17 protein-coding genes are annotated in these 25,924 nt (G+C 62.4%); 14 read left to right on the top strand and 3 right to left on the bottom strand.

What is annotated here, in order from left to right:
- The first annotated feature begins 9 nt into the window (after positions 1-9).
- The 4 genes from B5F89_RS05885 (at position 10) to B5F89_RS05905 (ending at position 3,616) form a co-directional block, all read left to right on the top strand.
- The gene (locus B5F89_RS05885; RefSeq protein WP_087430857.1) at positions 10-381 is read left to right on the top strand and encodes a DUF4339 domain-containing protein; all 372 of its coding nucleotides are present in this window, start codon (positions 10-12) and stop codon (positions 379-381) included.
- A 62-nt stretch (positions 382-443) separates the two neighbouring features.
- A complete protein-coding gene (locus B5F89_RS05895) occupies positions 444-1,937 on the top strand; it encodes a hypothetical protein (RefSeq protein ID WP_204230594.1) in 1,494 nt (497 codons plus the stop codon).
- Positions 1,912-2,301 (top strand): hypothetical protein, encoded by a 390-nt coding sequence (locus B5F89_RS05900; protein ID WP_087430860.1) that lies wholly within the window; start codon positions 1,912-1,914, stop codon positions 2,299-2,301. Before B5F89_RS05895 ends, B5F89_RS05900 begins: the two co-directional genes overlap by 26 nt.
- 373 nt (positions 2,302-2,674) lie before the next feature.
- The gene (locus tag B5F89_RS05905) at positions 2,675-3,616 is read left to right on the top strand and encodes a hypothetical protein (RefSeq protein WP_087430861.1); all 942 of its coding nucleotides are present in this window, start codon (positions 2,675-2,677) and stop codon (positions 3,614-3,616) included.
- Positions 3,617-3,642: 26 nt separating this feature from the next.
- Here the strand turns inward: B5F89_RS05905 and B5F89_RS05910 are convergent, their stop codons facing one another.
- The gene (locus tag B5F89_RS05910) at positions 3,643-4,872 is read right to left on the bottom strand and encodes an MFS transporter (RefSeq protein WP_087430862.1); all 1,230 of its coding nucleotides are present in this window, start codon (positions 4,870-4,872) and stop codon (positions 3,643-3,645) included.
- Positions 4,873-5,081: 209 nt separating this feature from the next.
- On the opposite strand from B5F89_RS05910, the gene B5F89_RS05915 reads away from it, so the two are divergent.
- Both B5F89_RS05915 and B5F89_RS05920 read left to right on the top strand, forming a co-directional pair.
- Positions 5,082-5,681: a hypothetical protein gene (locus B5F89_RS05915; protein ID WP_087430863.1), complete on the top strand. Its 600-nt coding sequence runs from the start codon at positions 5,082-5,084 to the stop codon at positions 5,679-5,681.
- Positions 5,682-5,859: 178 nt separating this feature from the next.
- Positions 5,860-7,413 (top strand): helicase HerA-like domain-containing protein, encoded by a 1,554-nt coding sequence (locus B5F89_RS05920; protein WP_087430864.1) that lies wholly within the window; start codon positions 5,860-5,862, stop codon positions 7,411-7,413.
- A gap of 235 nt (positions 7,414-7,648) precedes the next feature.
- On the opposite strand, the gene B5F89_RS05925 is transcribed toward B5F89_RS05920, so the two are convergent.
- A complete protein-coding gene (locus B5F89_RS05925) occupies positions 7,649-7,942 on the bottom strand; it encodes a GNAT family N-acetyltransferase (protein ID WP_087430865.1) in 294 nt (97 codons plus the stop codon).
- 218 nt (positions 7,943-8,160) lie between these two features.
- Between B5F89_RS05925 and B5F89_RS05930 the strand changes: the two genes are divergently transcribed.
- The 3 genes from B5F89_RS05930 to B5F89_RS05940 are packed head-to-tail and all read left to right on the top strand — an operon-like array spanning position 8,161 to position 11,732.
- Entirely contained in the window at positions 8,161-10,713 is a 2,553-nt protein-coding gene (locus B5F89_RS05930; protein ID WP_204230600.1) for an ATP-binding cassette domain-containing protein, read from the top strand.
- A gap of 56 nt (positions 10,714-10,769) precedes the next feature.
- Positions 10,770-11,186 carry a peptide deformylase gene (locus tag B5F89_RS05935; protein ID WP_087430867.1) on the top strand — a complete coding sequence of 139 codons (417 nt, stop codon included), beginning with the start codon at positions 10,770-10,772 and terminating at the stop codon, positions 11,184-11,186.
- A gap of 9 nt (positions 11,187-11,195) precedes the next feature.
- The gene (locus tag B5F89_RS05940; protein WP_087430868.1) at positions 11,196-11,732 is read left to right on the top strand and encodes a hypothetical protein; all 537 of its coding nucleotides are present in this window, start codon (positions 11,196-11,198) and stop codon (positions 11,730-11,732) included.
- A gap of 151 nt (positions 11,733-11,883) precedes the next feature.
- On the opposite strand, the gene B5F89_RS05945 is transcribed toward B5F89_RS05940, so the two are convergent.
- Positions 11,884-12,198: a hypothetical protein gene (locus tag B5F89_RS05945; RefSeq protein WP_087430869.1), complete on the bottom strand. Its 315-nt coding sequence runs from the start codon at positions 12,196-12,198 to the stop codon at positions 11,884-11,886.
- A 150-nt stretch (positions 12,199-12,348) separates the two neighbouring features.
- On the opposite strand from B5F89_RS05945, the gene B5F89_RS05950 reads away from it, so the two are divergent.
- The 5 genes from B5F89_RS05950 (at position 12,349) to B5F89_RS05970 (ending at position 25,656) form a co-directional block, all read left to right on the top strand.
- Positions 12,349-13,779 (top strand): amidophosphoribosyltransferase, encoded by a 1,431-nt coding sequence (locus B5F89_RS05950; protein ID WP_087430870.1) that lies wholly within the window; start codon positions 12,349-12,351, stop codon positions 13,777-13,779.
- A gap of 704 nt (positions 13,780-14,483) precedes the next feature.
- Positions 14,484-16,157 carry an aminotransferase class I/II-fold pyridoxal phosphate-dependent enzyme gene (locus B5F89_RS05955; RefSeq protein WP_087430871.1) on the top strand — a complete coding sequence of 558 codons (1,674 nt, stop codon included), beginning with the start codon at positions 14,484-14,486 and terminating at the stop codon, positions 16,155-16,157.
- Positions 16,158-16,436: 279 nt separating this feature from the next.
- Entirely contained in the window at positions 16,437-17,342 is a 906-nt protein-coding gene (locus B5F89_RS05960; RefSeq protein WP_087430872.1) for a UTP--glucose-1-phosphate uridylyltransferase, read from the top strand.
- Between the two features lie 337 nt (positions 17,343-17,679).
- Positions 17,680-21,177, top strand: a complete 3,498-nt coding sequence (locus B5F89_RS05965) for a DNA-directed RNA polymerase subunit beta (RefSeq protein WP_087430873.1) — start codon at positions 17,680-17,682, stop codon at positions 21,175-21,177.
- Positions 21,178-21,183: 6 nt separating this feature from the next.
- Entirely contained in the window at positions 21,184-25,656 is a 4,473-nt protein-coding gene (locus tag B5F89_RS05970; RefSeq protein ID WP_204230602.1) for a DNA-directed RNA polymerase subunit beta', read from the top strand.
- The last annotated feature ends 268 nt before the right edge of the window (positions 25,657-25,924 follow it).

Below are 25,924 nucleotides of genomic sequence, written 5' to 3' on the forward strand. Positions count from 1 at the left end.
GGGGAGACCATGGACGAGAGCAGCTTCTACTCTATTGACCGTCTCGTAGAGTTTGGTCTTACGCTTGGCGTGGCAACGCAGATGGCTAACTCCATGAATGCGGGCCTCCAGGCCATGCGGATGCCCGGGGCGAGAAACCCCATGCAGCCCAACGCGCTTGCGGAGGACCAGCCTCTCTTCTACGTGGTTCTCGACGGCAAGTCTGTGGGCCCGCTCGCCACCTCCGAGCTCTCACGCTTCATCGCCGAGAAGCGCGTGACCAAGGAGACCTACGTTTGGAAGCCGGGGATGCAAAATTGGCAGCTTGCGGAAAACGTGCCGGAAGTATTGCGTCTTGTTGCAATGACCCCGCCTCCGGTTCCTACCATGGGAGATGAATAACGGAAGATCCATATCTACCTCAGATGCTTGGTCTTGTGTTGCAGAAAGAATGGTGTAGGAGTTTGTCCAACAGAAATGGTTCGCTCAAGCCAAACGTGAATGAAGAAATCCGTATTCCTGCGGAAGCGGCGGGAAGAGGCGTTGGCGCAGAGCAAATTGTTAACCATCTTTATGACCAAGAAAAGTTCCATGCTTGGCAGGGGCATGGGTTTGCCGCCGAGCAGGCAAATAATCTTCACGATAAACTGTTGGGCAAAGATGCTCGCATTCTTGGGGATGATTGCGCCAAAAACGGTCCCGATCGCATAGTTAACGGGCGGTGGATTCAGTCAAAATACTATGCAAATGGGCGTAATGCGATTAATGCATGTTTTGAAGACGCCGGTAAAGGAGCTTTCAGATACGTTGGCAAGCATGGTGAGCCGATGGTCATAGAAGTGCCGAAAGACGACATTATCTATGAGCAGGCGCTCAAAGCCATGCGTGAGAAGATTGCCAAAGGCCAGGTTGACGGAGTCAATGATCCTGCTCAAGCGGAAACCCTGGTAAAGCGGGGTAACTACACGTATCAGCAGGCAAGGAACATCGCGAAAGCGGGCAATATCGATTCGCTGAAATACGATGCGACTAATGGCGCGGTTACCGCCGCTTCCGCTTTCGGCGTAAGCGCTGTAATTGCTTTTGGAACCTGTATCTGGTGTGGTGACAAGCCAGAGGTGGCGGCAAAGAAGGCCGCCTTTTGTGGTCTCAAGGTCGGAGGCACATCTTTCATTGTTTCTGTTATATCTAGCCAGTTGTTGAAAGCGGGACTAAACAGCGCAATGGTTTCCAGCACGGAGGCGATAGCTACGGCGCTCGGTCCCAAGGCGTGCGCAGTTATAATCAATGCGTTTAGGACTGGCTCCAACATATACGGCGCTGCTGCAATGAGGAGTGCTGCAAAGTTACTTCGCGGTAATGTGGTGGTCGCCGGGCTTACCGTTGTCGTTCTCTCGTCCTTCGATATAGCTGACATCGTTCGCGGCAGGATATCTCCTGGCCAGCTTGCGAAGAATCTTGCTGAGACGCTTTCGTCTGTAGCAGGAGGAACTGCTGGATGGGTGGGGGGTGCCGCTCTTGGTTCCATGGTGCTTCCGGGAGTGGGAACGGTTGTTGGAGGGGTGGTAGGTTCCCTGGGAGGTGGCGCTGTAGCGGGTGTTGCGGCAAGCGCCTTGGCGGGACTGTTCATCAAAGATGACGCAGAGCAGATGTGCGCCCTCATAGAAGAGCGGATTGGGCTGGTGACGGTTGAATATCTTATGAGCGAGGACGAGGTTAAGAAGCTTGTCAATTCTGTCAGCCGCCGTCTGGATGGGAGCGCTCTCAAGGACATGTACGCATCTTCTGACAGACCTGCTTATGTCTCAGAATTCATAAAAAGTGATGTCGGTGAAATCGTATCCGAGAGATCTCATATAGCGGGTGACATTGACAGTCAGATTGCGGATGGTCTCGTAAGGCTCTTGGAGGAATCGACTGAAAAGGAAAAGAATGATGGATGTGAAGGGCTTGCTTAAGAGGGCTGCTGACGACTATGCGCCTGCACTTGGTGAGTTGAATTCTGAAGTTAATCAGAAGGCATTTGCAAAAGGTTCCGCCTTTTCTGAAGTAAGAGTTACCAACAGCAGCCCTTATAAGACCGTACGGGATGCAATGATAGATGAGGGCGACGTATTGCTCGACGATGAGGATGGCGGAACGGTGCTTGCCATGATAAAGGGAGGGCTTGGCGGAATGGCACCGGTGCTCCTTGCCGCTGTTGTATCTTCAGAAGGGGTGATCTCGATTGGTGCCTATTCCAAAGAGGGTCTCATTCCCCAGCATGCATCGCAGCGCGCCATCGATTCTTTCGAGAAACGTCTGAGGGATTTCTCAAACTGAACAGACGAGTACGTGTTTCGAGATGCGCTTTTTATAGCCATAAAGACTCTTGTCATGCCGCGATACCGCCCTTTATATCGGAGGTTGGAAACATATACTGTTCCTTGATATTCGGGAAATCGTGCCCGCTGAGCCTCCTGTGCAGATGCGGCTCTCCTCTCAAACGAAGCGGATCTATCTGCGTTAGGGCGAACAGAAGGTGTTTCGCGCAGAAGAAGTTGCGATATCGTCGCGCTAATCGTTGGAAGATAGATTCGCATTGTTGAAAGCAGTCTACTTGTGAGCCACTTCCCCTAAACTTAACGTGAGGGGAGTGAAGCGAAGTTCGCTTTCCTTGCGAAGCCAGAAGGGGAAGCGAGCGTAGGGGGCGCTTATGTACGAGGACGAGAACCGCGATTTAGGTCCGGCTGCAGAGTATGCCGAGGCAACGTATGCAACGGAGCTTGCTGCAGGCCCCGACCCCATGGCGTTCATGGTTCGCTACAAGTTCGTGGTAATCGCCATCTTGGTGGTCGTTGCGCTCGTTTCGGCGTTGCCTTTGCGTGCCGTTTTCACCACGCCCGATACCTATGCTCCCACCATCGCAACCATCGACGAGAAGAAGGCAACGGTGCTCGGTCTCACGGCTGCAGCTGCGGGCGCTTCGGCGGCGATCACGGCTATTCCCGATGACGTGGGAACGCCTGTTGCGGATAACCTGATGGATCTCTGCTCCAACTTCACGATTGTGCTTGTGGCCCTCTACCTCGAGAAATACCTGCTCACCATTTTTGGCTTCACTACGTTTGCCGTGCTCATCCCCGTGGCATGCGCCCTCTTTGCGGCGTCGCTGCTGCTCTTCCGCAGCCGCGGCGGCGCGGTGTGCGCACACATCGCGCGCAAGCTTTTGGCGCTCGGCGTCGTGCTCATGCTTGCCGTGCCGGTTAGCGTCTTTGTGACCGATATGATCGACACCACCTACGAGACGTCTGCCGAGATCACCGGCGAGCAGGCGGACGAGGCCTCCGAGGCAGATACGGAGGAGGGCGACGGCAACGTGCTCGATTACCTTCTGAGCATTCCCGGCGCTGTGGTGGACGGTTTAACGTCGGTCTCCGATGAGCTTCTCAACCAGGTGAACCGTCTCATCGAGTGGTTTGCCGTTATGGTGGTCACCTCGTGTGTGATTCCTATCCTCGTGCTCGTCTTCTTCCTTTGGATGGCAAATCTCATCCTGGGGATTAACATCGACGTTCCCATGAATGCGCTCAAGGCGCGGGGGAGTCGGCTCAAGCAGATGCCGGCTAAGGCCATGAAGTCTTCGCGCAAGGGATAACCATTACGTGCCGTTGCGACGAATACCTACTTCTGTGCGCTGCGCTTGCGATCGAGAGCGTATGTGACGCCCGTGAGCACCCAGGCAACGAGGGAGAACGCCGCTCCCACAAGGCCTACCTGAGCGAGGCCCATGCCGCCTACCACGGCGCCGCCCACCGCGGTGCCAAAGGCGATGCCGGTATTGAATGCGGTGGGTTCGAGCGAGCTCGCGAGCGTGAGCGCTTTGGGGTGCCAGCGCTGTGCATCCTTCATAAAGACGGAGATGCAGGGCACCGACACAATATACATGGTGAGGGCAAGGGCGAGTATCGCGGCGATGGCGGGAGCGGTGGCGCTTCCCAAAAGCCAGATGAGGGCAAGCATGGCTGCCTGGACGGGGAAGCTCGCCATAAGCGCGCGTAGCCCAAAGCGCGCATCTGCCCAACCCGAGATAAGGTTTGAGAAGAAGCACATCACACCGTATGCCATGAGCACGGTACTTGCACCGAGAGCGTCGAGGCCAACGACCTCCTCCAGATAAGGCGTGATGTAGCCGTAGAGCACATACACCGATCCCACGCCAAAGACAAAGATGAGCGCGCCGGTTATGACCTGCGGCTCGGTAAGGAGCGATGCCTGTTCGCCCATGGTGGCGGGCTCGTCGGTCGCACCTGAGCGCGGCAGCGCCACCAGGAGCGCAAGCGACGTGGCGAGCGCAAGCACAAGCGAGGCCACCATGACAAGGTGCCAGTCAAACGCGTGGGCGATCATCTTGCCCGCCGAGGTGATGAGGACCATTGCCACAGAGAACGCGGCGTAAACCACCGAGATGGTCATGGAGGTGCGCTCGACGCCCGCCAGCTCGGGAATGTAGGTGACACCGAGCGCGAGCAAAGCTCCCGAGACGGCGCCCAGAAGCACACGCGACGCGAGCAGAATCTCAAACGTGGGCGCGAACGTCATGGCAAGGTTCGCCAGACAGAAGAGAACGGTGTAGGCCACAAGCAGGGGGAACCTGCGGAAACGCCCGGTGGTGATGGCGAGCGTGGGCGTGAGCACCGCATAGGCGACCGAGAAGAAGCTGATGAGCTCGCCCACGCGCGAGAGGCTCACCCCAAAGGATGCGGCGAGTTCGCTCTCGATGCCAATGACCACAAACTCCGAGCAGCCGAGCGAGAATCCGAGCACCACAAGCAAAGCGACGCAGAGGCGCGCGCGTGCGGGCGAGTGCACGTCGGTCTCATGCGGACGGTCGGTACCTTTCAACTCTTGCATCGCTTCCCCCTAAGAATCTAAGCTTGACGATTGTAGCAGCCATGGTGCGACGCGGCGTGACCGGGCGGCTACCTTTGGGTAAAGCATCGGCATAGATGCCGTAAGGAAACGGTCTTGATTGCTCGCTGACGGCCGTGGCGGTCTGTGCGCTTGTTACCGTCGAGAAGATAATGCCCGGCAACAGGCAAACGCGTGTGAGGAGGACCGCCATGGATGAAGACAAGAATGAGGATATGCAGAGCGCAAACGATCGCTCTGCGGAAGATGGCCCCATCGCGCTGCCGCTTCCGTGGGGAAAGATCTCTCTTGTCGCCATTCTCATCTTAGTGGCTGCCGTTGGTTTCTTCTTTCTCATGCAGCGTGCAAGGGGCAACTTCGTCATGGGAACGATCGGTGTGGTTGCCCAGTATTTCGTAGCGGTGGTGTTTATCTTGCTGGCGGGCTTTCTGGCCCTTCCGGTGGTGGCGGGCATCCGCTCCCTGTCCCATATCGCCGGACGCATCGCCGCAGCGCTTGCAGCGCTTGTCATCACGGCGGTCTTCGCGTGGATCTTCCTTGCGGCGCCTATTCTTGACATCCCTCACCTTTCGAGCCCGTCGGTGACAAGGCTCACCGAGGTCGAAGTGGAGGTGGATGACAGTTACGAGTCGTCGACTTTCTACAAGCTCCAGGGCACCGACGCCGAGGGTAACCTGCAGATCTTTGACGTCGATCGCGCGGTCTTTGACGCTTGGGACCCCGAGGTAGACGAGGTCACGGTGACCTATCTCCCGCATACTGAAACGGTGCTCTCCCTCGTGTGCTCATAAGACGCCTCGTTTATACGTCTTGCGGAGTTGATGCGTTGCCTTTGCGAGCTCGCCCAACCGTCGGGCCATTGTCTTAAACCAGATATTGAGGCACCCTATGTGACCGGGCGCGCATGGGATAATCAATCTATCTGTGCCGCCGTCAACAAGGCGGCAGACCTGCTGCAAAGGAGATGCCATGTACCAAGAGAACGCCATCTGGATGGGTGTGGGCGCGGAGCCTGACAACAAGCACGTGAACCTGCTGCTCAACCAGGCGAACCGCCACGGCCTTATCGCCGGTGCCTCTGGTACAGGCAAGACCGTTACGCTCAAGGTTATGGCCGAGGGCTTCTCTAAGGCGGGCGTTCCGGTGTTTATGGCCGACGTCAAGGGCGACATCACCGGTATGGCGCAGGCAGGCAAGGACTCCGAGGACATGCAGGAGCGTATCAAGCGCTTTGGCATCGAGGGTTTCACCTACGCGGGCTGCCCCGTGCGCATCTGGGATATGCTCGGCGGCGCTGGTCTGCCGGTGCGTATCACCATCTCCGACATGGGCCCGTCGTTGCTTTCGCGCCTGCTCGAGCTTACCGAGGTGCAGGAGGGCGTGCTCGACATCGTCTTCCGCATCGCCGATGACAAGAACCTCCTTTTGATCGACCTCAAGGACCTGCGCGCCATGCTCAACTTCGTGGCCGAGCACGCCGACGAGTACGAGACCACCTACGGCAAGGTCTCCGCCCAGTCGGTGGGCGCGATTCTGCGCACTCTGATCTCGGTCGAGGACCAGGGCGGTGACGTTTTCTTTGGCGAGCCGGCGCTCGACCTCAACGATTGGTTCCAGTGTGCCGAGAACGGCCAGGGCTACGTTAACATCCTGAACGCCGCAAAGCTCATCCAGAGCCCGCAGATCTACGCCATGTTCCTCCTGTGGATGCTCTCCGAGCTCTTTGACACCCTGCCCGAGGAGGGCGACCTCGACAAGCCCAAGTTCGTCTTCTTCTTTGACGAGGCGCATCTTCTGTTCAACGACATGCCGACCGAGTTCCTCGACAAGATCGTGCAGGTCGTGAAGCTCATCCGCTCCAAGGGTGTGGGTGTGTATTTCATCACGCAGAGCCCTTCCGACATTCCCGACGAGGTGCTCGCGCAGCTCTCCAACCGCATCCAGCACGGTCTTCGCGCCTACACGCCCGCCGAGCAGAAGGCGGTGCGCGCCGCCGCGCAGTCGTTCCGCGAGAACCCCGCCTTCAAGAGCGAAGACGTTATCCTCGAGCTCGGCACCGGTGAGGCGCTCGTTTCCTTCCTGAACGAGGACGGCCAGCCCGAGATCGTCGAGCGCGCCAAGATCCTCCCGCCGCAGTGCCTCATGGCCGCCGCCTCTGACGACGTGATGAAGGAGGCCCTCTCCGCGCAGGATGAGCTCATGAAGAAGTACGGCGAGGCCGTCGACCGCGAGAGCGCCGAGGAGCAGATCGAGGAGCTCGAGGAGGAAGAGGAGAAGGCCGCCAAGGAGGAAGAGGAGCGCAAAAAGCGCGAGGAAGAAAAGGCCATGAAGGAGAAGGCCAAGGCCAAGGCTGCCGAGAAGGCCGCGATTCGCGCCGAGGAGCGCAAGATCCGCCAGCGCGAGAAGCAGCAGGAGCAGATGATGAAGGGCATCGGCAAGATTGCAAGCCGGGTGCTGGGCTCCTTTGGTCGCGAGGCCACGCGCCAGATCACGCGCAACCTGTTTGGTGGGCGTCGCCGCTAGTTTTGGGCGCGCTGCGGTGCTTGGCGCGCGGCTCAAGTCGTTTATGAGCGTAATCGCGTGCCAACCACGTTGCTACGAGTGTGGCTAAACAAGTTTATCTGCGAAAACCCACCCTGTACCATGTGGGGTACAGGGCGGGTTCTCAGCTTTACGCTCATAAGCGACTTGAACGTTCTGGCGCCCAGTCGGGATGGAGCGCTGTGACGATGGGGCGCGGGGCGGGTTGCGTGGCGCCCTAGGCGACGAGTTCGGCCCACTCGGGGTGACGCTCGAACCAGCTCACGGCATACGAGCACGTGGGGCGCGCCTTGCGATGGGTTTCCTTTAGCTCGCGTGCCGCCTGCTCGAGGAGCATGCCTGCGATGCCCTGACCGCGGAGCGACTCATCCACAAACGTGTGGTTGATCTCCACGGTACCCGGCTCGCGATCGGGGAAAGTGACCTCGGCGAGGGTGGTTCCGTCGGGGGCGACGTAGCGAATGGCGTGGGAGTGGACCTCAATCTGGTTTTCGGGGGCCTTCTTAGTCATGGCTCGCCTTTCTGTTGGTTCGCGCCTGGGGCGCGCGGCTTTACGCGTGGTGCATCCATCGTGTACCCACGGCAGCGCGCGAGCCACATCGCATTCGCTTTGCAACGCATCGGTAACAGAGGGGTTACGCCCGGGAAACGCAAGCGGTACCATGAGGCGGTAAACGGTATCTGCGAGCAGCGCGTGGGCAGCGCAATCGATTCGGCAGGTTGATGACTATGGCTTCAACACGCAAGGCGTACGTTCAGCCAACTCATATCCAGGTGCGCGGCGCACGCGTGCATAACCTAAAGAACATCGATGTGGATATCCCCCTCGGTTGCCTCACGGGGATCGCGGGCGTGTCGGGGTCGGGCAAAAGCTCGCTTGCGCTCGGCACGCTCTACGCCGAGGGCAGCCGCCGCTATCTCGATGCGCTTTCTACCTACACGCGGCGCCGTATTGCGAGCGTGGGCCGTGCGACGGTTGACGAGGTGCTCCACGTGCCCGCCGCGCTCGCGCTGCGCCAGCGTCCCGGCATACCCGGCGTCCACTCCACATTTGGCACCTCGACCGAGCTTCTCAACTACCTGCGCCTCATGTTCTCGCGCCTCGGCAGCCACCAGTGCCCGCATTGCGGCGCGCACGTTCCGCCGAGCATGGATGTCGCGCTTATGATTCCCACTCGCTGCCCGGAGTGTGGCCAGGAGTTCATGGGGCCGGGTGCCGAGGACCTCGCTTTTAACAGCGGAGGCGCCTGCCCTACGTGTGGCGGCACGGGTATCGTGCGCACGGTGGACGAGTCGACGCTTGTGCCCGACGAGTCGCTTTCCATTGAGGAGGGCGCTGTTGCATCGTGGCAACAACTCATGTGGAAGCTCATGCGCGACATCGCGCGCGAGATGGGCGTCCGCACCGATGTGCCCTTCTCGGAGCTCACGCCCCGCGAACGAGAGATTGTCTTCCACGGCCCCGCCGAGAAGCACCACATGTTCTATCAGAGCTCCAAGACCGGTGACGTGGGCGAGATGGACTTCACCTACTTCAACGCGGTCTATACGGTCGAGAACGCCCTCTCCAAGGTGAAAGACGAGAAGGGCCTGGCGCGCCTAGCGAAATTCCTCAAAGAGGAGGTGTGCCCAGACTGCGGCGGCACGCGCCTTTCTGCGCGCGCTCGGGGCTCCATCATCGACGGCATGAACCTGGGCGATGTGGCGCGCATGACGCTCGACGAGCTTGAGGTGTGGGTGGGGACCGTGCCCGCGCTCATGCCCGAGGCAATGGTGCCCATGGCGCGCGCCATCGTGGCCGAGATGGCCGAGCCCATTTGCCGCCTGAAGCAGCTCGGCCTCGGCTACCTCGCCCTCGACCGCGCAAGTTCCACCCTCTCTACCGGCGAGCGCCAGCGCGTGCAGCTTGCCCGCGCCGTGCGCAACCGCACGTGCGGCGTGCTCTACGTGCTCGACGAGCCCTCCATTGGCCTGCACCCCTCCAATGTAGAGGGACTGCTCGGCGTGGTGGACGACCTTTTGGGCGATGGCAACTCGGTGGTGCTCGTCGACCACGATGTGCGGGTTCTGCGCCATGCCGATCATCTGGTGGAGATTGGTCCCGGCTCGGGCGAGGCCGGCGGGCGCGTGATTGCCGAGGGCAGTGTGGCCGACGTGGTGGCACATCCCGCCACGCGCATAGGGCCGTTTCTCTCGGGCGAGCGGCGCGTTCGCGTGCGCACGCGCACGGCGGCGGATGCGGTGTTTGCCGAGGGGTCCATCGACCTTGAGACGGGTGCCATCCATACCGTGAAACCCCTTGACGTGCGGATCCCGCGCGGACGCCTCACCGCGGTGACGGGCGTGTCAGGCTCGGGCAAGACCACGCTCGTGCTCGAGAGCCTCATCCCTGCGCTCAAGGCATCCATCGCGGGCGAGGCGCTGCCCGGGCACGTGAAGCGTGTCGAGGCGGCGGGTATCCGCCGCGCGAACCTCATCGACGCTACGCCTATTGGCGCCAACGTTCGCTCGACGGTCGCCACCTATTCGGGCGTGCTCGACGATTTGCGCCGCGTCTTTGCAAAGCTGCCCGAGGCGCGCGAACGCGGCCTCAAGGCGGGGGCGTTTTCCTACAACACCGGGTCGCTCCGCTGCCCCACGTGTGACGGAACCGGGCAGATCTCGCTCGACGTGCAGTTTCTGCCCGATGTAGACATCCCCTGTCCGGACTGCGGCGGGGCGCGCTTTGGACGCGACGCCTACGCCATCAAGCTCGGCGGCGACCTGAGCCTGCCGGAGCTTCTCTCCTATACGGTCGACCAAGCGCGCGAGGCGCTCGCCGATACGGGCCTGCGTTCGGCGCTCGGCAAGCTCAAGATCCTTTCCGAGCTGGGGCTCGGCTACCTCACGCTCGGCGAGGCAACGCCGGCGCTCTCGGGCGGCGAGGCGCAGCGCCTCAAGCTTGCAAGCGAACTCACGCGCGACCAGGCAGACGCCCTCTTTGTGTTTGACGAGCCCACCATCGGCCTGCATCCGCTCGACGTGGAGGTGCTGCTCGGCGTGCTCGAGCGCTTGATTGACCATGGGGCGACGATTGTGGTTATCGAGCACGACCTCGACATGATTGCCAACGCCGATTACGTGATCGACCTCGGTCCCGGCGGCGGCGAGGCGGGCGGACGCATCGTTGCCGCGGGCACGCCCGATCAGGTCGCGCGCGAGCCCGAGAGCGTGACGGGCCGCTACATTGCTGAGGAGTTATCTGGCGAGGGCTGGTGCGGCGCCTCAGTTCCGCTATCCTAGGTGGGCAACGAATCGACCGACCCGGCCCTGCCCGACGGGGCCTGTAAGGGGGACCCATGATTAAAGAAATCGTGCGCGACCGCGACTTCTTGAGCAAGCCTGCCGAGGAAGCCACCGCTGCCGACACCGAGGTCATCCAGGACCTGCGCGACACGCTCGAGTCGCTCGACGACGCCGTGTGCCTCGCGGCGAACCAGATCGGCTCTACCAAGGCCGTTATTGCCTACCGCGACGGCGACCGCATCGCCGTCATGCTCAATCCCAAGATCAAGCGCGGCGCGCAGCCCTACAAGACGCAGGAGAGCTGCCTGTCGCTCGACGACCTCTCTGAGGTCCGTCGTTTCCAGATGATCACGGTTTCCTACCAGGTGCTTTCCGGCGAGAACCTGGTCTCGCGCACCAAGCGCCTGAATGGCTGGACGGCCGAGGTCGTGCAGCACGCCATCGATCACTGCGCGGGCAAGCTGGTCTAAGGAGCGAGCATGGAGGGTCGCGAGCAATCGGGGGTGGAGCGTCGCCTTAGCCGTCTGCGCGTTGCGGTTATCGCCCTCGGCGTCGTGTCGGCTCTGTCGCTTGTCGCCGTGGGGGTGCTGGCCTGGCAGGTCATGTCACTGCGCGGCACGCTCGACGCATACGACCAGGTGGTGAGCGCCGTCGGTGAGCAGGGCGGCATGCTGGGCGATGACGCGCTAAGCGGCGGCGCACACGACGCACCGGATGGCTCGCACGCATCTGGTGCCACCTCGGACGGGGCGGACGAGGATGCCAATGACAAGGGCGGCGTCGACCCCGATGATCTGCGCGCGGCAGATCTTCTCGATATCATTGGGGAGAGCTGGGCAAACGCGCAGCGCATTCTCGACTCGTACGGTGTCGATCAAGCGGACCTTGTCATCAACACCGATGACGGCGGCATGGTGTGGAACCCTGCCAACTGGACGGTCACACTCGTGACCGACTTGGACGAGCCCGGTCGCGTTGCGGTCTATCTCCGCCACGACTCCTGGGGCCTGTTCTAGGGCGCGCATGCCCGCGTCTTGGGCATCTCGTGCAACAACGGGCCCTCGCAGCAAGCGCTATCAACAAGGAAGCCCCGCGCTACCATCTGGTGCGCGGGGCTTCCTGCGTTTTTATGCGGGGCGCTTGGCGCCCGTGAAAAGCGCGGGGATCTTACCTCTTGCCGAAGAGACCGCCGATGCCCTCCATGATGTTGCCAAGCGGGTTCTCGCCGCCGCCGAGGAGGTCGCCAAGGCCGCCGAGTTTAGAGAGGTCGAGAGCGGAGAGATCGATGTTGGAGAGGTCGATGCCGCCGTCAGCGATGCGCTCCTTCACGCCGTCGATGATCTGGCTGAGGTCGCCCTCGCCGAGGGTCTGGCCGGTGATGTCCTCGATGGCACCCTTGGGATCGGAGAGGATGTCGCCGATCTTCTCGGGGGCGTCGCCAACGTGCTGCATAATCTGGTCGATGATCGCCTGGATGTCCATGGGGCTCCTTTCAGGGGTCCTAATACCTGTTGCTATAAAGCGTCCCCCATTGTAACCGTCTTCCTTGCGTTAATTTGTGCACGGCGCCCGCGCTCGACCTCCGGCCTTCTATAATGGCCGGGTAGAGAAATCCTTGCGAGAAAGGTGCCTATGGGCGGTTTCTTTGGGGCGGCTTCGCGCCGTGACGTGGTGCTTGACGTATTCTTTGGTGTCGACTACCACTCGCATCTGGGCACGCGTCGGGCGGGCATGGTGTTCTGCGAGGGGACCGGTGGGTTTCAAAAAGAAATTCACTCCATCGAGAATACGCCGTTCCGTTCGCGCTTTGATAAAGACCTCGAGCGCTTCCATGGCACAAGCGGCATCGGTTGCATTAGCGATACCGACCCTCAGCCGCTGCTGGTGCGTTCGCACCACGGCACGTTTGCCATCACCACGGTAGGCATCATCAACAACGCTGACGAGCTGATCGACGCGTACTTCGAACGCGGTGGTGCTCAGTTTATGGCGATGAGCTCCGGCGCCGTTAACGGCACTGAGCTTGTGGCAGCGCTCATCAACCAGAAAGACGACCTTGTCGAGGGCATCGCCTACGCCCAGAGCGTTATCGACGGTTCGCTCACCCTGCTCGTGATGACCGAGGACGGCACCATCTACGCGGCGCGTGACCGCATGGGCCGCCTGCCGGTGCTCATCGGCCGCGACGCGGCGGGGGAGGGCTACTGCATCTCGTTTGAGAGCTTCGTTTACCACAAGCTCGGCTACGAGGACGCCTACGAGCTCGGCTCGGGCGAGATCGTGCGCATCACCGCCGACGGTTTCGAGACGCTCGTTCCCGCGGGCGATCAGATGAAGATCTGCGCGTTCCTTTGGGTGTATTACGGTTACCCCAACTCCAACTACGAGGGCGTGAACGTTGAGGTTATGCGCTACCGCAACGGCCACATCATGGCGCGCGACGAGCGCGAGGCCGGCACGCTTCCCGAGGTCGACTACGTTGCGGGCGTGCCCGATTCGGGCCTGCCGCATGCGATCGGCTATGCCAACGAGAGCGGTGCCACCTTCGCGCGTCCGTTCATCAAGTACACGCCCACGTGGTCGCGTTCGTTCATGCCCACCAACCAGGAGGTCCGCGACCGCATCGCCGAGATGAAGCAGATTCCCGTGCCCGAGCTTATCGACGGCAAGAAGCTGCTTCTGGTCGACGACTCCATCGTGCGCGGCACGCAGCTCGGCAACACGGTCGACTTCCTGTACAACGCGGGCGCGACTGAGGTTCACATGCGCTCCGCTTGCCCGCCGATCATGTTCAGCTGCAAGTACCTCTCGTTCTCTCGCGGCAAGTCCGATCAGGACCTCATTGCCCGCCGCGTGGTGCGCGAGCTCGAGGGCCCCGAGGGCGACAAGCACCTCGACGAGTACGCCGACAGCACGACCGAGCGCGGCCAGTGCATGCTGAAGAGGATCTGCGAGCAGCTGGGCTTTGACAGCCTCGGCTACCAGAGCCTCCCGGGCATGCTCGAGGCGATTGGCATCGACCCCACGAAGGTCTGCACCTATTGCTGGGACGGCAAGGAGTAGAGCAGGGTCCGCTCATCGCTTGTCGCAACGTCTGAAGCGACGCGTCCAGTAAAAACGCAGCTATTCAACAATCTGACCGCCGACCCTCGAGTAGAGGGCGGCGGTCAGCTCATAAACGCACAGTTGTGGGAGGTCGAGTCCCGTCCTATACCGCACCGAGGCTGTTGAGATTGTTGTATAGCTGGCTTTTCTTTCAGCCGTCGCTTGCGATTAGCCACCCGGCATAGCGCTTCTGGCGCCACACTTCCAGCGCCCGCTGTGACAGTTCGGGCGCACTGCCCTATGCTGCGGACGTCCACTGCCGTGCTTTTTGCAAGAATTGGGGTAGTGAACCCGGGTAGTGAACCCGTGGGTGCGCCCGCGGAAGAAGCGCAGGTAGGAAGCCTGCAAAAACTGAGGTACTGAACCCAGGCTCGGGCGGGGCGCTGAATTGTGCACACCGGGGTTCACTACCTCAGTTTTTGCAAATTTTACGGCAGCGCGCGCCTGAGGTACGGCCATGGGTTCAATGGAGTTGCAAAATTGAACCTCTGTATTTCGAAAACGTGCTATACTCGCTTGAAATTGAACTTTGAACCATAACTTTGAACCAATGAGGTTCAAATACGAAGGAAGTTCAATTTCAGTAAGCGCGTTCTAGGCGCGCTTCTGAGGTGCGTTTATCCGAGCGCTGCCGGAGGCGGTGCTGTTCAAGGGGAGACCGTATGCCGCACGAACTGTTTGCCGAGCGCCTGGGCGTAGCGATGACCGCCTCCGGCCTCAACCAGGTGGGCCTCATCCGTGCGGCGGCATCCCGCGGACGCAAGCTCGGCAAAAGCCAGGTAAGTCAATATGTAAGCGGCAAGACGCTTCCGCGCCGAGATGTTATGGCGCTTCTCGCCGATGTCCTTGAGGTGGATGCGGCGTGGCTCGCTGGCGGCACCGGTGGCGCCGTCGGCACCGACGCGCCCGACGCGGCCCAGCCGGCGGGCACAGCCCAGACCGCCGACGCCCCCGGCTCTCCGGACGCGGCGCAGTCCTCGCACGCTGAGGCAGCTCCCCCCGGACGAGCTTCCGGGCGGCTTGAGACCGCCCCGCCAAACGGCGATGCCCGTCGCGGGAACGAGAAGGGGAGTGCTGCGGGCAGGAAGAGCCCGACGCCTACGCAAGGGAGCAGAAACATGCGCGATTTCAAGAAGTCCAACAAACTCGATAACGTTCTGTACGATGTGCGCGGTCCGGTGGCCGACGAGGCTGCCCGCATGGAGGATGAGGGCCTGCGTATCTTGAAGCTCAACATCGGCAACCCGGCCCCCTTTGGTTTCCGCACGCCCGATGAGGTTGTGGCCGATATGCGCCAGCAGCTTCCGGACTGCGAGGGCTACTCAAATTCCAAGGGCCTCTTCTCTGCGCGTAAGGCAATCATGCAGTACGCGCAGCTGAAAAACATCCCCAACGTCTCCATGGACGGTATCTACACGGGCAACGGTGTCTCGGAGCTCATCCAGCTGTGCATGAACGCGCTGCTCGACACCGGTGACGAGATTCTCATCCCGAGCCCCGACTATCCGCTCTGGACCGCCTGCGCCACCCTCGCCGGCGGCACACCCGTGCACTACGTGTGCGACGAAGAGGCCGAGTGGAACCCCGATCTGGCGGACATGGAGTCCAAGATCACAAGCAACACTAAGGCCATCGTCATTATCAACCCCAACAACCCCACCGGTGCGGTCTACCCGCGCGAGGTGCTTGAGGAGATTGTCGAGATCGCTCGTCGGCACCAGCTCATGATCTTCTCGGACGAGATCTACGACCGCCTCTGCATGGACGGCATCAAGCACATCTCCATCGCCGCGCTCGCGCCCGATCTGCCCTGCGTGACGTTCTCCGGCCTTTCCAAGAGCCACATGATCGCGGGCTACCGTATCGGATGGATGATTCTCTCGGGCAACAAGCGCTGCATGAAGGATTTCATCTATGGCATCAACATGCTCTCCAACATGCGCCTGTGCTCGAACGTCCCTGCGCAGTCCATCGTCCAGACCGCGCTCGGCGGCTACCAGAGCGTGGAGCGCTACGTGGAGCCGGGCGGCCGCATCTACGAGCAGCGCGAGTTTGTCTACAAGGCGCTGAACGAGATTCCGGGCATCACCGCCGTCAAGCCCAAGGCCGCGTTCTACATCTTCCCCAAGATGGATGTAGAACGCTTCAACATCACCGATGACGAGCAGTTTGCCCTCGACCTGCTGCACGAGAAGCGCATCCTCATCACCCGTGGCGGCGGCTTCAACTGGGCAAAGCCCGATCACTTCCGTATCGTGTACCTGCCGCGTATGGAGGTGCTGCGCGAGGCTCTCGCCGACCTTGCCGATTTCTTTGCGCACTACCGTCAGGCTTAAGGCAACAATACGCACTCGTGAGGCGCCCGGCGTGCTCGACGGACAGGACCGTCAAAGCGCGCCGGGCGCTTTTGTTGTCGGGCGGCCGATGCACCGTTCGCCCGGCCCCACGGACCGCTCACGGAGCGCGCGCCGGGCAAGCCTTGTAGTTTGCTTGATGATTGGCGCCCCCTCAGGCACTCGGGGTAATATGCCTTTCGAAGGTTTAACTCCTATACGCCGCCCGCTTCGCCGGGCGGTATCCGTGCCTGTGCACGGTCACCGAAAGGACCTCACGTCATGAAGGCCATCATCCCCGCCGCCGGTCTCGGCACCCGCTTCCTCCCGTCCACCAAGTGCACCCCCAAGGAGATGCTGCCGGTCCTCGACAAGCCGGTCATCCAGTACGTGGTCGAGGAGGCGCTCGAGCCCGAGGAGGTCACGGACGCCATCATCGTCACCTCCCCGAACAAGCCGGAGCTGCTCTCCTACTTCCAGCCCGACCTCTCGCTCGAGCAGCTGCTGCGCTCCCGCGGCAAGGGCGCCTACGCCGACGCCGTCGCCGAGGCGGGCGGCCTTCCGGTGGACTTCCGCTTCCAGTACAAGCCCAAGGGCCTCGGCCACGCCATCCGCTCGGCGGCCGACGCCGTCGCCGGCGAGAGCTTCCTCGTGCTCCTCGGCGACTACGTGGTCCCCGCGCGCGACATCTGCGACAAGATGCTCGAGGTCTCCGCGGCCCACGGCGGCGCGAGCGTGATCGCGGTGGCGCCCTGCGCGCCCGAGGAGGTCTCCCGCTACGGCGTGATCGCCGGCGAGCGCGCCGGCTCCCTCGAGGGCTCCGAGGGCGTGGGCGACGAGGAGCCGGGCGCCGTCTGGCGCATCTCCGGCCTCGTGGAGAAGCCCGAGGCGTCCGAGGCCCCGTCGAACCTCTACATCGTCGGCCGCTACCTGCTGAGCCCGCTCGTCATGGACCTCCTCGAGGACCAGACGCCCGGCGCCGGCGGCGAGGTCCAGCTCACCGACGCCATGGCCCGCTCGCTCGACCGCGAGGCCATGTACGCGGTGGTCATCGACCCGCTCTCGGGCTACGACACGGGCACGCCGTCCGGCTGGATGGCCACCAACGCCCTCATGGCCGCCGCCGACCCGCGCTTCGCGGGCGCCTTCTGGGACGCGATCGACGAGCGCGGCGGGCTCACCCGCTAGGACACGGACCCACGGGTCAGGCAACATACCAGAGTATGCCGTCGACGGGCGGTCGCGTGCGAGCGCGGCCGCCCGTTTGCCTTCCACATAAAACGCATGAACAGATGTTCGATTTAGGCGCTGTACCTGCGGTTTCATCCAACACTTTTTTCGCTACCCCAAAAGCCGTTGTCCGTCAAGAACAAACTTGCCGAGCGGTATCTCCCTTTGTAAACTAATAGGCTGCGATAGTTGGCCCTCTGCTGCCTCGAGCACGCGGGCGTCCTTTTGCGACGCATCGCCGCTCCGGCACAAAGGGCTTGTTGGACAGCGCTTCCCAAAAAGGAGGAAACACCTGGTGTCAACCGCAACGTATATCCCGGAAGCAACACCCACGGAGCGCGGGCGCTTCAGCTTCGGCAAGATCGCCGACGCGATGGAGCTCCCCAACCTTATCTCGGTGCAGAAGGAGTCGTTCGAGCGCTTCATGACCGACGGTCTTCGTGAGGCCTTCCGCGAGTCGAGCCCCATCCGCAGCCAGAACCATGTGCTCGAGGTCACCTTCGGCGAGCACCAGTTCGGCGATCCGGCGCACGATGTCGACGAGTGCCGCGAGAAGGACATGACCTACCAGGCGCCGCTGCTCACCGACGTTCGCCTCACCAACCGTGAGACGGGCGAGATCAAAGAGCAGCTCGTCTTCATGGGCGATTTCCCCATGATGACCGATCAGGGCACCTTCATCATCAACGGCACGGAGCGCATCGTCGTCTCCCAGCTCGTCCGCAGCCCGGGTGTGTACTACTCCCAGGAGATGGACGGCGGCAAGCAGGTCTACAAGGCTCAGGTCATCCCGAGCCGTGGCGCTTGGCTTGAGTTTGAGGTCGACAAGCGCGACCAGCTCGTGGTCTCCATCGACCGTAAGCGCAAGCAGTCCGCGACTATGTTCCTGCGCGCCCTCGGCATCGCCGTCACCAACGACGAGATCATCGAGCTCCTCGGTGACTCCGACGTGGTGAAGCGCACCATCGAGCGTGACACCGCGCTCACCCGCGAGGATGCCTTGATCGAAATCTACCGTCGTCTGCGTCCGGGCGAGCCGCCCACCGTCGACGCCTCGCGCAGCCTTCTCGAGGGCCTGTTCTTCAACAGCCAGCGCTACGACCTCGCGCGCGTCGGCCGTTACAAGGTCAACAAGAAGCTCGGCCTCACCACCGAGGAAGAGGTTTCGATCCTCACCGACGAGGACATCGTGGCGACGCTTCGCTACCTGCTGTCCCTCGCGGCGGGCGAGCCCGGCTTCAAGACCGACGACATCGACCACTTTGGCAACCGCCGCGTCCGCACCGTGGGCGAGCTCGTTGCGAACCAGTTCCGTATCGGCATGAGCCGTATGGAGCGCGTCGTCCGTGAGCGCATGAGCTCGCAGGATATTGACGAGATCACCCCGCAGTCGCTCATCAACATCCGTCCGATCGTGGCGGCCATCAAGGAGTTCTTCGGCTCCAGCCAGCTCTCCCAGTTCATGGACCAGTCCAACCCGCTCACCGGCCTTTCGCACAAGCGCACCCTCTCCGCGCTCGGCCCTGGCGGCCTTGCCGGCCATAAGTCCGGCTCCAGCCGCCGCACCAACGTGCCGACGGCCGTCCGTGACGTTCACAACTCGCACTACTCCCGCATGTGCCCGATCGAGACCCCCGAAGGCCCCAACATCGGCCTTATCGGTCGTCTCGCGCTCTATGCGCGCGTGAACGAGTACGGCTTCATCGAGGCTCCGTATCGTCGCGTCGAGAACGGCAAGGTCACCGATCAGATCGACTGGATGACGGCTGACGAGGAGGAGAGCCACATCATTGCGCCGGCCTCCACGCCCGTCGACCCCAAGACCAACGAGTTCGTGACCGTTGACGGCGAGGGCAACCTCGTGCGCCCGCACACCATCGTCGCCCGCACCCGCGACTTCGACGGCTCCTTCGGTGCCCCCGCCGACGTGCCGGTGAACGACGTCGACTACATGGACGTGTCGCCCCGCCAGATGATCTCGGTCGCGGCGACGCTCATTCCGTTCCTCGAGCACGACGACGCCAAGCGTACCCTCATGGGTGCAAACATGCAGCGTCAGGCCGTGCCGCTCATCCATCCGGCCGCCCCGTACGTGGGCACCGGTATGGAGCGTCGCGCCGCGCTCGACTCCGGCGAGGTCACCCTTGCCCGTCACGCCGGCGAGGTCATCTTCGCGGACGCCTCCAAGATCACCATCAAGTCCGCCGACGGCCTGGACGAGTACAACCTGCCCAAGTACGAGCGCTCCAACCAGTCGACTTGCATCAACCATCGTCCGCTCGTGAAGGTGGGCGACGAGGTCGCCAAGGACCAGCCCATCGCCGACGGCCCCTCGACCGATCACGGCGAGCTCGCGCTCGGCCAGAACCTCACCGTCGCCTACATGAGCTGGGAAGGCTACAACTACGAGGACGCTATCGTCGTCTCCGAGCGCGTGGTGGCCGAGGACCTGCTCACGACCATCAACATCTCGCGCCACGAGATCGATGCCCGCGACACCAAGCTCGGTCCCGAGGAGATCACCCGCGAGGTGCCCAACCTCTCCGAGTCCATGCTCGCCAACCTCGACGAGGACGGTATCATCCGCATCGGCGCCGAGGTGGGCCCCGGCGACATCCTCGTCGGTAAGGTCACGCCCAAGGGCGAGAGCACCCAGACCGCCGAGGAGCGCCTGCTCAAGGCCATCTTCGGTGCGAAGGCCCACGACGTCCGCGACACCTCGCTCAAGATGCCGCATGGCGCCTACGGCCGCGTCATCGACGTGGTGCGCTTCAGCCGCGAGAACGGCGACGACCTCACGCCCGGCGTGAACGAGCAGGTGCGCGTCTACGTCGCCCAGCGTCGTAAGATCCAGCAGGGCGACAAGATCGCCGGTCGTCACGGCAACAAGGGCGTCATCTCCACCATTCTGCCTGTGGAGGACATGCCCTATATGGCAGACGGTACGCCCGTGGACATCATCCTGAACCCGCTCGGCGTACCCTCCCGTATGAACGTGGGCCAGCTGCTCGAGTGCCACCTCGGCTGGGCCGCCGCCTGCGGTTGGGACCCCGAGAACGAGGACTCCGACACCTACGTACCCGGCCCGTTCTTTGTCTCCACGCCCGTCTTCGACGGCGCCAAGGAGGACGAGATCGCCGAGGTCATCCGTCGTGCCAACAAGAACATGCTGAACCTCGCCTCCGAGCGCTACGGTGAGCACATGGATCCCCGCTTCGTGACCCAGCTCGACGAGCGCGGCAAGACGCGCCTCTTCGACGGCCGCTCCGGCGAGGAGTTCCGTGAGCCCATCACCGTGGGTACCTCCTACATCCTGAAGCTCGGCCACATGGTCGACGACAAGATCCACGCGCGCTCGACGGGCCCCTACAGCCTCGTCACCCAGCAGCCGCTCGGCGGCAAGGCCCAGTTCGGTGGCCAGCGCTTCGGCGAGATGGAGGTCTGGGCGCTCTACGCGTACGGTGCCTCCAACGTGCTGCAGGAGATCCTGACCGTCAAGTCCGACGACACCGTGGGCCGCGTGAAGACCTACGAGTCCATCGTCAAGGGCGAGAACATCCCCACGGCCGGCCTCCCCGAGTCCTTCAAGGTTCTCGTGAAGGAGATTCGCTCGCTCGCGCTCGACATCGAGCCCATGCACGACGTGGACCCTGCGGACGCCGAGCCCGTCCAGGATGCTGCCGAAGACGCGTCCACCGACACCCTCGACGCCATCGATGAGCTCGACACCTCCGTTGAGGCTGCCGACGCCCTCATCGACGAGCTCGCCGCTACCACCACCGAGAAGGAGTAGTTGACTGTGGCAGATTTCGAAGCTACTGATTTTGACGCGGTAAAGATCTCGCTCGCCTCCGCCGACCAGATCCGCTCTTGGTCCCACGGCGAGGTCAAGAAGCCCGAGACCATCAACTACCGCACCTTAAAGCCCGAGAAGGACGGCCTGTTCTGCGAGAAGATCTTCGGTCCCGCCAAGGACTGGGAGTGCTCCTGCGGCAAGTACAAGGGCATCCGCTTCAAGGGCATCGTCTGCGAGCGCTGCGGCGTCGAGGTCACCACGGCCAAGGTTCGCCGCGAGCGCATGGGCCACATCGAGCTTGCCGCTCCGGTGAGCCACATCTGGTACTTCAAGAGCCCGACGAGCTTCCCCATGAGCCGTCTTCTGGACATCAAGTCCAAGGACCTCGAGAAGGTGCTCTACTTCGCGAGCTACATCGTCACGCACGTGGACTACGAGGCCCGCGACGCCGATGCCGAGGACCTGCGCGAGGAGCTCGCCGCCGACCTCGAGGAGCTCGACGCCGAGTGCGCTCGCCAGATCGAGAGCCTAAAAGAGCAGGGCGACCCCGAGAATTTTGACGAGTTCTCCGACGAGGAGCCGCTCACGCAGGAGGAGATCGCTGCCGGCATCATCGACATCGAGGAGGAGACGAAGGACGAGAAGCAGCTCCGTCAGGACGCTTTTGACGCCTTCATGAAGCTCCACGAGCGCGACCTCATCTCCGACGAGCCGCTCTTCCGCGAGATGAAGCGCTACTACTCGATGTACTTCTCCGGTGACATGGGCGCCGAGGCCATCCGCGAGCTGCTCTCTGCCATCGACCTTGAGGCCGAGGCCGAGAAGCTTAAAAGCATCATCGCCGACGAGGACGGCCAGAAGCAGCGCCGCGAGAAGGCCGTGAAGCGCCTTGAGGTCGTCGACGCCTTCCTGAAGGGCAACAATGACCCCGCGAACATGATTTTGGACGTCATTCCGGTCATTCCGCCCGATCTGCGCCCGATGGTGCAGCTCGACGGTGGTCGCTTTGCCGCGTCTGACCTGAACGACCTTTATCGTCGCGTCATCAACCGTAATAACCGTCTGAAGCGTCTGCTCGACCTGGACGCCCCTGCGATCATCGTGAACAACGAGAAGCGCATGCTCCAGGAGGCCGTGGACGCGCTCTTTGACAACGGCCGTCGTGGCCGTCCGGTCGTGGGTCGTGGCGGTCGTCCGCTCAAGTCCCTCGCCGAGGCGCTCAAGGGCAAGCAGGGCCGCTTCCGTCAGAACCTGCTTGGTAAGCGCGTGGACTACTCCGGCCGTTCGGTCATCGTTACCGACCCGGAGCTCAAGCTCCACCAGTGCGGCCTGCCCAAGACCATGGCTCTCGAGCTCTTCAAGCCCTTCGTCATGAAGCGTCTCGTGGAGCTCGGCAAGGTCGAGAACATCAAGGGCGCCAAGCTCGCCATCGACCGCTCCGCGAGCTTTGTCTGGGACATCCTCGAGGAGGTCATCGACGGTCGTCTGGTGCTGCTCAACCGCGCACCGACGCTCCACCGCCTCTCCATCCAGGCCTTCGAGCCCGTGCTCGTGGAGGGCAAGGCCATCCACCTGCACCCGCTCGTCTGCGAGCCCTTCAACGCCGACTTCGACGGCGACCAGATGTCGGTGCACGTGCCGCTGTCGCTTCAGGCTCAGGCCGAGGCGCGCGTGCTCATGCTCTCGAGCAACAACCTGCGCTCGCCGGCGTCGGGCAAGCCCGTCAACACCCCGCGTCAGGACATGATCATCGGCGTGTACTACCTTACGCAGATGCGCGAGGGTCTTGAGGGTGAGGGCCACGTGTTCGCGAGCTTCGCCGACGCGCTCAACGCCTATGACGCCCGTACCGAGGTCGACCTCCAGGCCAAGATCTCCGTGCGCGTTTCTGCCGCCGACGCCAACGTCATCGCCGAGGACGGTACCCGTACCTTCCGCATCAACAACGGTGGTGGCGACATCGTCGAGCTCGACGTGACCGGCTCCAAGACCGCGCGCTTTGAGACCTCCATCGGCCGCATCATCTTCAACGAGCAGTGCCTGCCCGCCGACTACGAGTTCATCAACTACAAGATGAACTCCGGCGACGTCAAGCGCCTGACCGCCGACTGCTGCGACCGCTATCCGCAGGCCGAGGTGGCGCCGATCCTCGACAACATCAAGTACACCGGCTTCCACTACGCGACGCGCGCCGGTCTCACCATCTCGCTGTGGGACGCGCTCATCCCGGAGGAGAAGTCCGAGATCCTGGCCAAGACGCAGGCTGACGTCGACCAGATCAACGCGTACTTCGAAGAGGGCTTCATCAACGAGCAGGAGCGCCATACCGAGGTCGTTAACGCGTGGACCGCGGCGACCGACAAGGTCTCTGAGCTCATGCTCGCCATGTTCGACGACGAGAACCCGCTCTACATGATGGCCGACTCCGGCGCCCGTGGTTCTAAGACCCAGCTGCGTCAGCTCGGCGGCATGCGCGGCCTTATGGCGGACATGTCCGGTGAGACGATCGACCTTCCCATTAAGGCGAACTTCCGCGAGGGTCTGCTGCCGCTCGAGTACTTCATCTCGACTTACGGCGCTCGTAAGGGCCTCGTCGACACCGCGTCGCACACCTCCGACTCCGGTTACCTCACCCGTCGTCTGGTCGACGTGGCACAGGACGTCATCGTCCGCGAGGAGGACTGCGGCACGACTGAGGGCGTGACCTACAAGCTCACGCTCCCCGAGTCCGGCGAGCTCAACACCGACCTCGTGGGCCGCTGCTTCATCGAGGACGTTGTCTCGCCCGCAGGCGAGGTGCTCTTCCACGCCGACGAATACATCGAGAGCGCTTCTGACATCCAGAAGATGCTCGACGCCGGTCTTAAGAAGGTCAAGCTCCGTGCGCTTCTCACCTGCCGCTCCAAGTACGGCGTGTGCCAGAAGTGCTACGGCTGGGATCTTTCCACCCGTCGTCCGGTTGCCATCGGCACCGCCGTCGGCATCATCGCTGCTCAGTCGATCGGCGAGCCTGGTACTCAGCTTACGATGCGTACCATTCACTCCGGCGGCGTCGCAGGCGTCGACGACATTACCCAGGGTCTGCCTACGGTTGGCCGTATGTTCGACGTCGTCGGCAACGTCAACGAGAAGATCCTCGGCCGTGAGGCCGACCTCGCCCCGCACTCGGGTATGCTCTCAATCAAGCCCGAGAAGAGCGAGTACGTCCTCACCATCACCGACATCGACGATGCCACCCGCATTATCGACGAGATCCGCGTCCCGGCTTCCGTGCGCTTCATGCCTGGTATCGAGGACGGCTGCGAGGTCCGCGCCGGCGACCAGCTCACCAAGGGCTTCGTCAACTTCCGCAACCTCCGCAAGCTCACCGACATCGAGTCGACGATGCACACGTTCGTCGAGAGCGTGAAGGACGTCTACACCTCCCAGGGCGTCGACCTGAACGACAAGCACATCGAGGTCATCGCACGTCAGATGCTGCGCCGCGTCCAGATCACCAACCCCGGTGACTCGAAGTACCTGCTCGGTCAGTACGTCGACCGCTACGAGTTCGCCGACGAGGTCGAGCGTATCGCCCGCGAGGGCAAGCAGACCCCGGCGGCCGAGCCCGCGATCCTGGGTACGCTCAAGGTCGCCGCGTCCATCGACTCCTGGCTCTCCTCTGCGTCGTTCATCCGTACGGCGGGCGTCCTCACCGAGGCCGCCATCGAGGGCAAGGTCGACCACCTGCTCGACCTCAAGAGCAACGTCATCGTTGGTAAGAAGATCCCCGCGGGCACCGGCCTTAAGCCGTACGCCAACGCGCAGCTCACCTACCGCACCGCTGACGGCTACCAGATCATCGACGGCCCCACCTCGCCTGCTGCCAAGAGCCTGCCCGACTGGGCGCCCGATGCGCTCAAGGAGCTCGACGAGAAGCTTCCGCAGGAAGTCGACTGGGCCGGCTACGACGAGCTCGGCGGCGGCGACGGCTCCTTCACCCGCAACGGCCGCACGGTCACCGCGGATGAGGCCAAGCTCTACCTCTTCGACGACCTCGGCGTGAGCCAGCGCTGGACCAACAAGTTCAGCGAGGTTGGCATCGAGACCGTGGGTGACCTCGTGGGCAAGTCCGAGGAGGACCTTCTCCGCATCGACGGTATCGGCCACAAGGCGCTCGAGGAGCTGCGCGCCGGTCTTGAGCAGCACAACCTGCTCTACATCCTCGAGAACGACAACGACAAGGCAGATGCCGAGGACCTCTCGCAGCTGCTGCAGATGGTCTTCTCGCCGGATGGTCCGGACGAGATCCTGCTCGGCACGAGCGCCCCGCGCCACCACCTCGACTCCGATGAGGAGATGATCGGCGCCCCGGCGGACGTCTCCGGCTCCAGCGCTTCGTCTGACGTCATCAACGAGGACATGGCCTCGCTCGATGCGCTCCTGAACGAGCTCGTCGACACCGATGACGCCGACGACGAGGAGATCATCGGCTAAGCCGCTCTCTTGTCCGCTCGCTTTGAGCACTGCGTTCCGCTGAAGATTCGGAACGCGTTCACACCGGCCCGCTTCCCCTTTGGGAGGCGGGCCGCTTTTCGTCCTTTGGGCCGGCGCGGGGGGCGTGAGCTACTGCGTGCGGTTTTGGCCCGGAACGTTTCCGGCAAGAATCGAAGTAATGAACCCGGTAATGAACCCGAGGATAGCGCGGTGGAAGAACCGCAGGTGGAGCGCCTGCAAAAACCGAAGTAATGAACCCGAGGCCGCG

This window comes from Collinsella sp. An307, assembly GCF_002161805.1.
Lineage (GTDB): Bacteria > Actinomycetota > Coriobacteriia > Coriobacteriales > Coriobacteriaceae > Coprousia.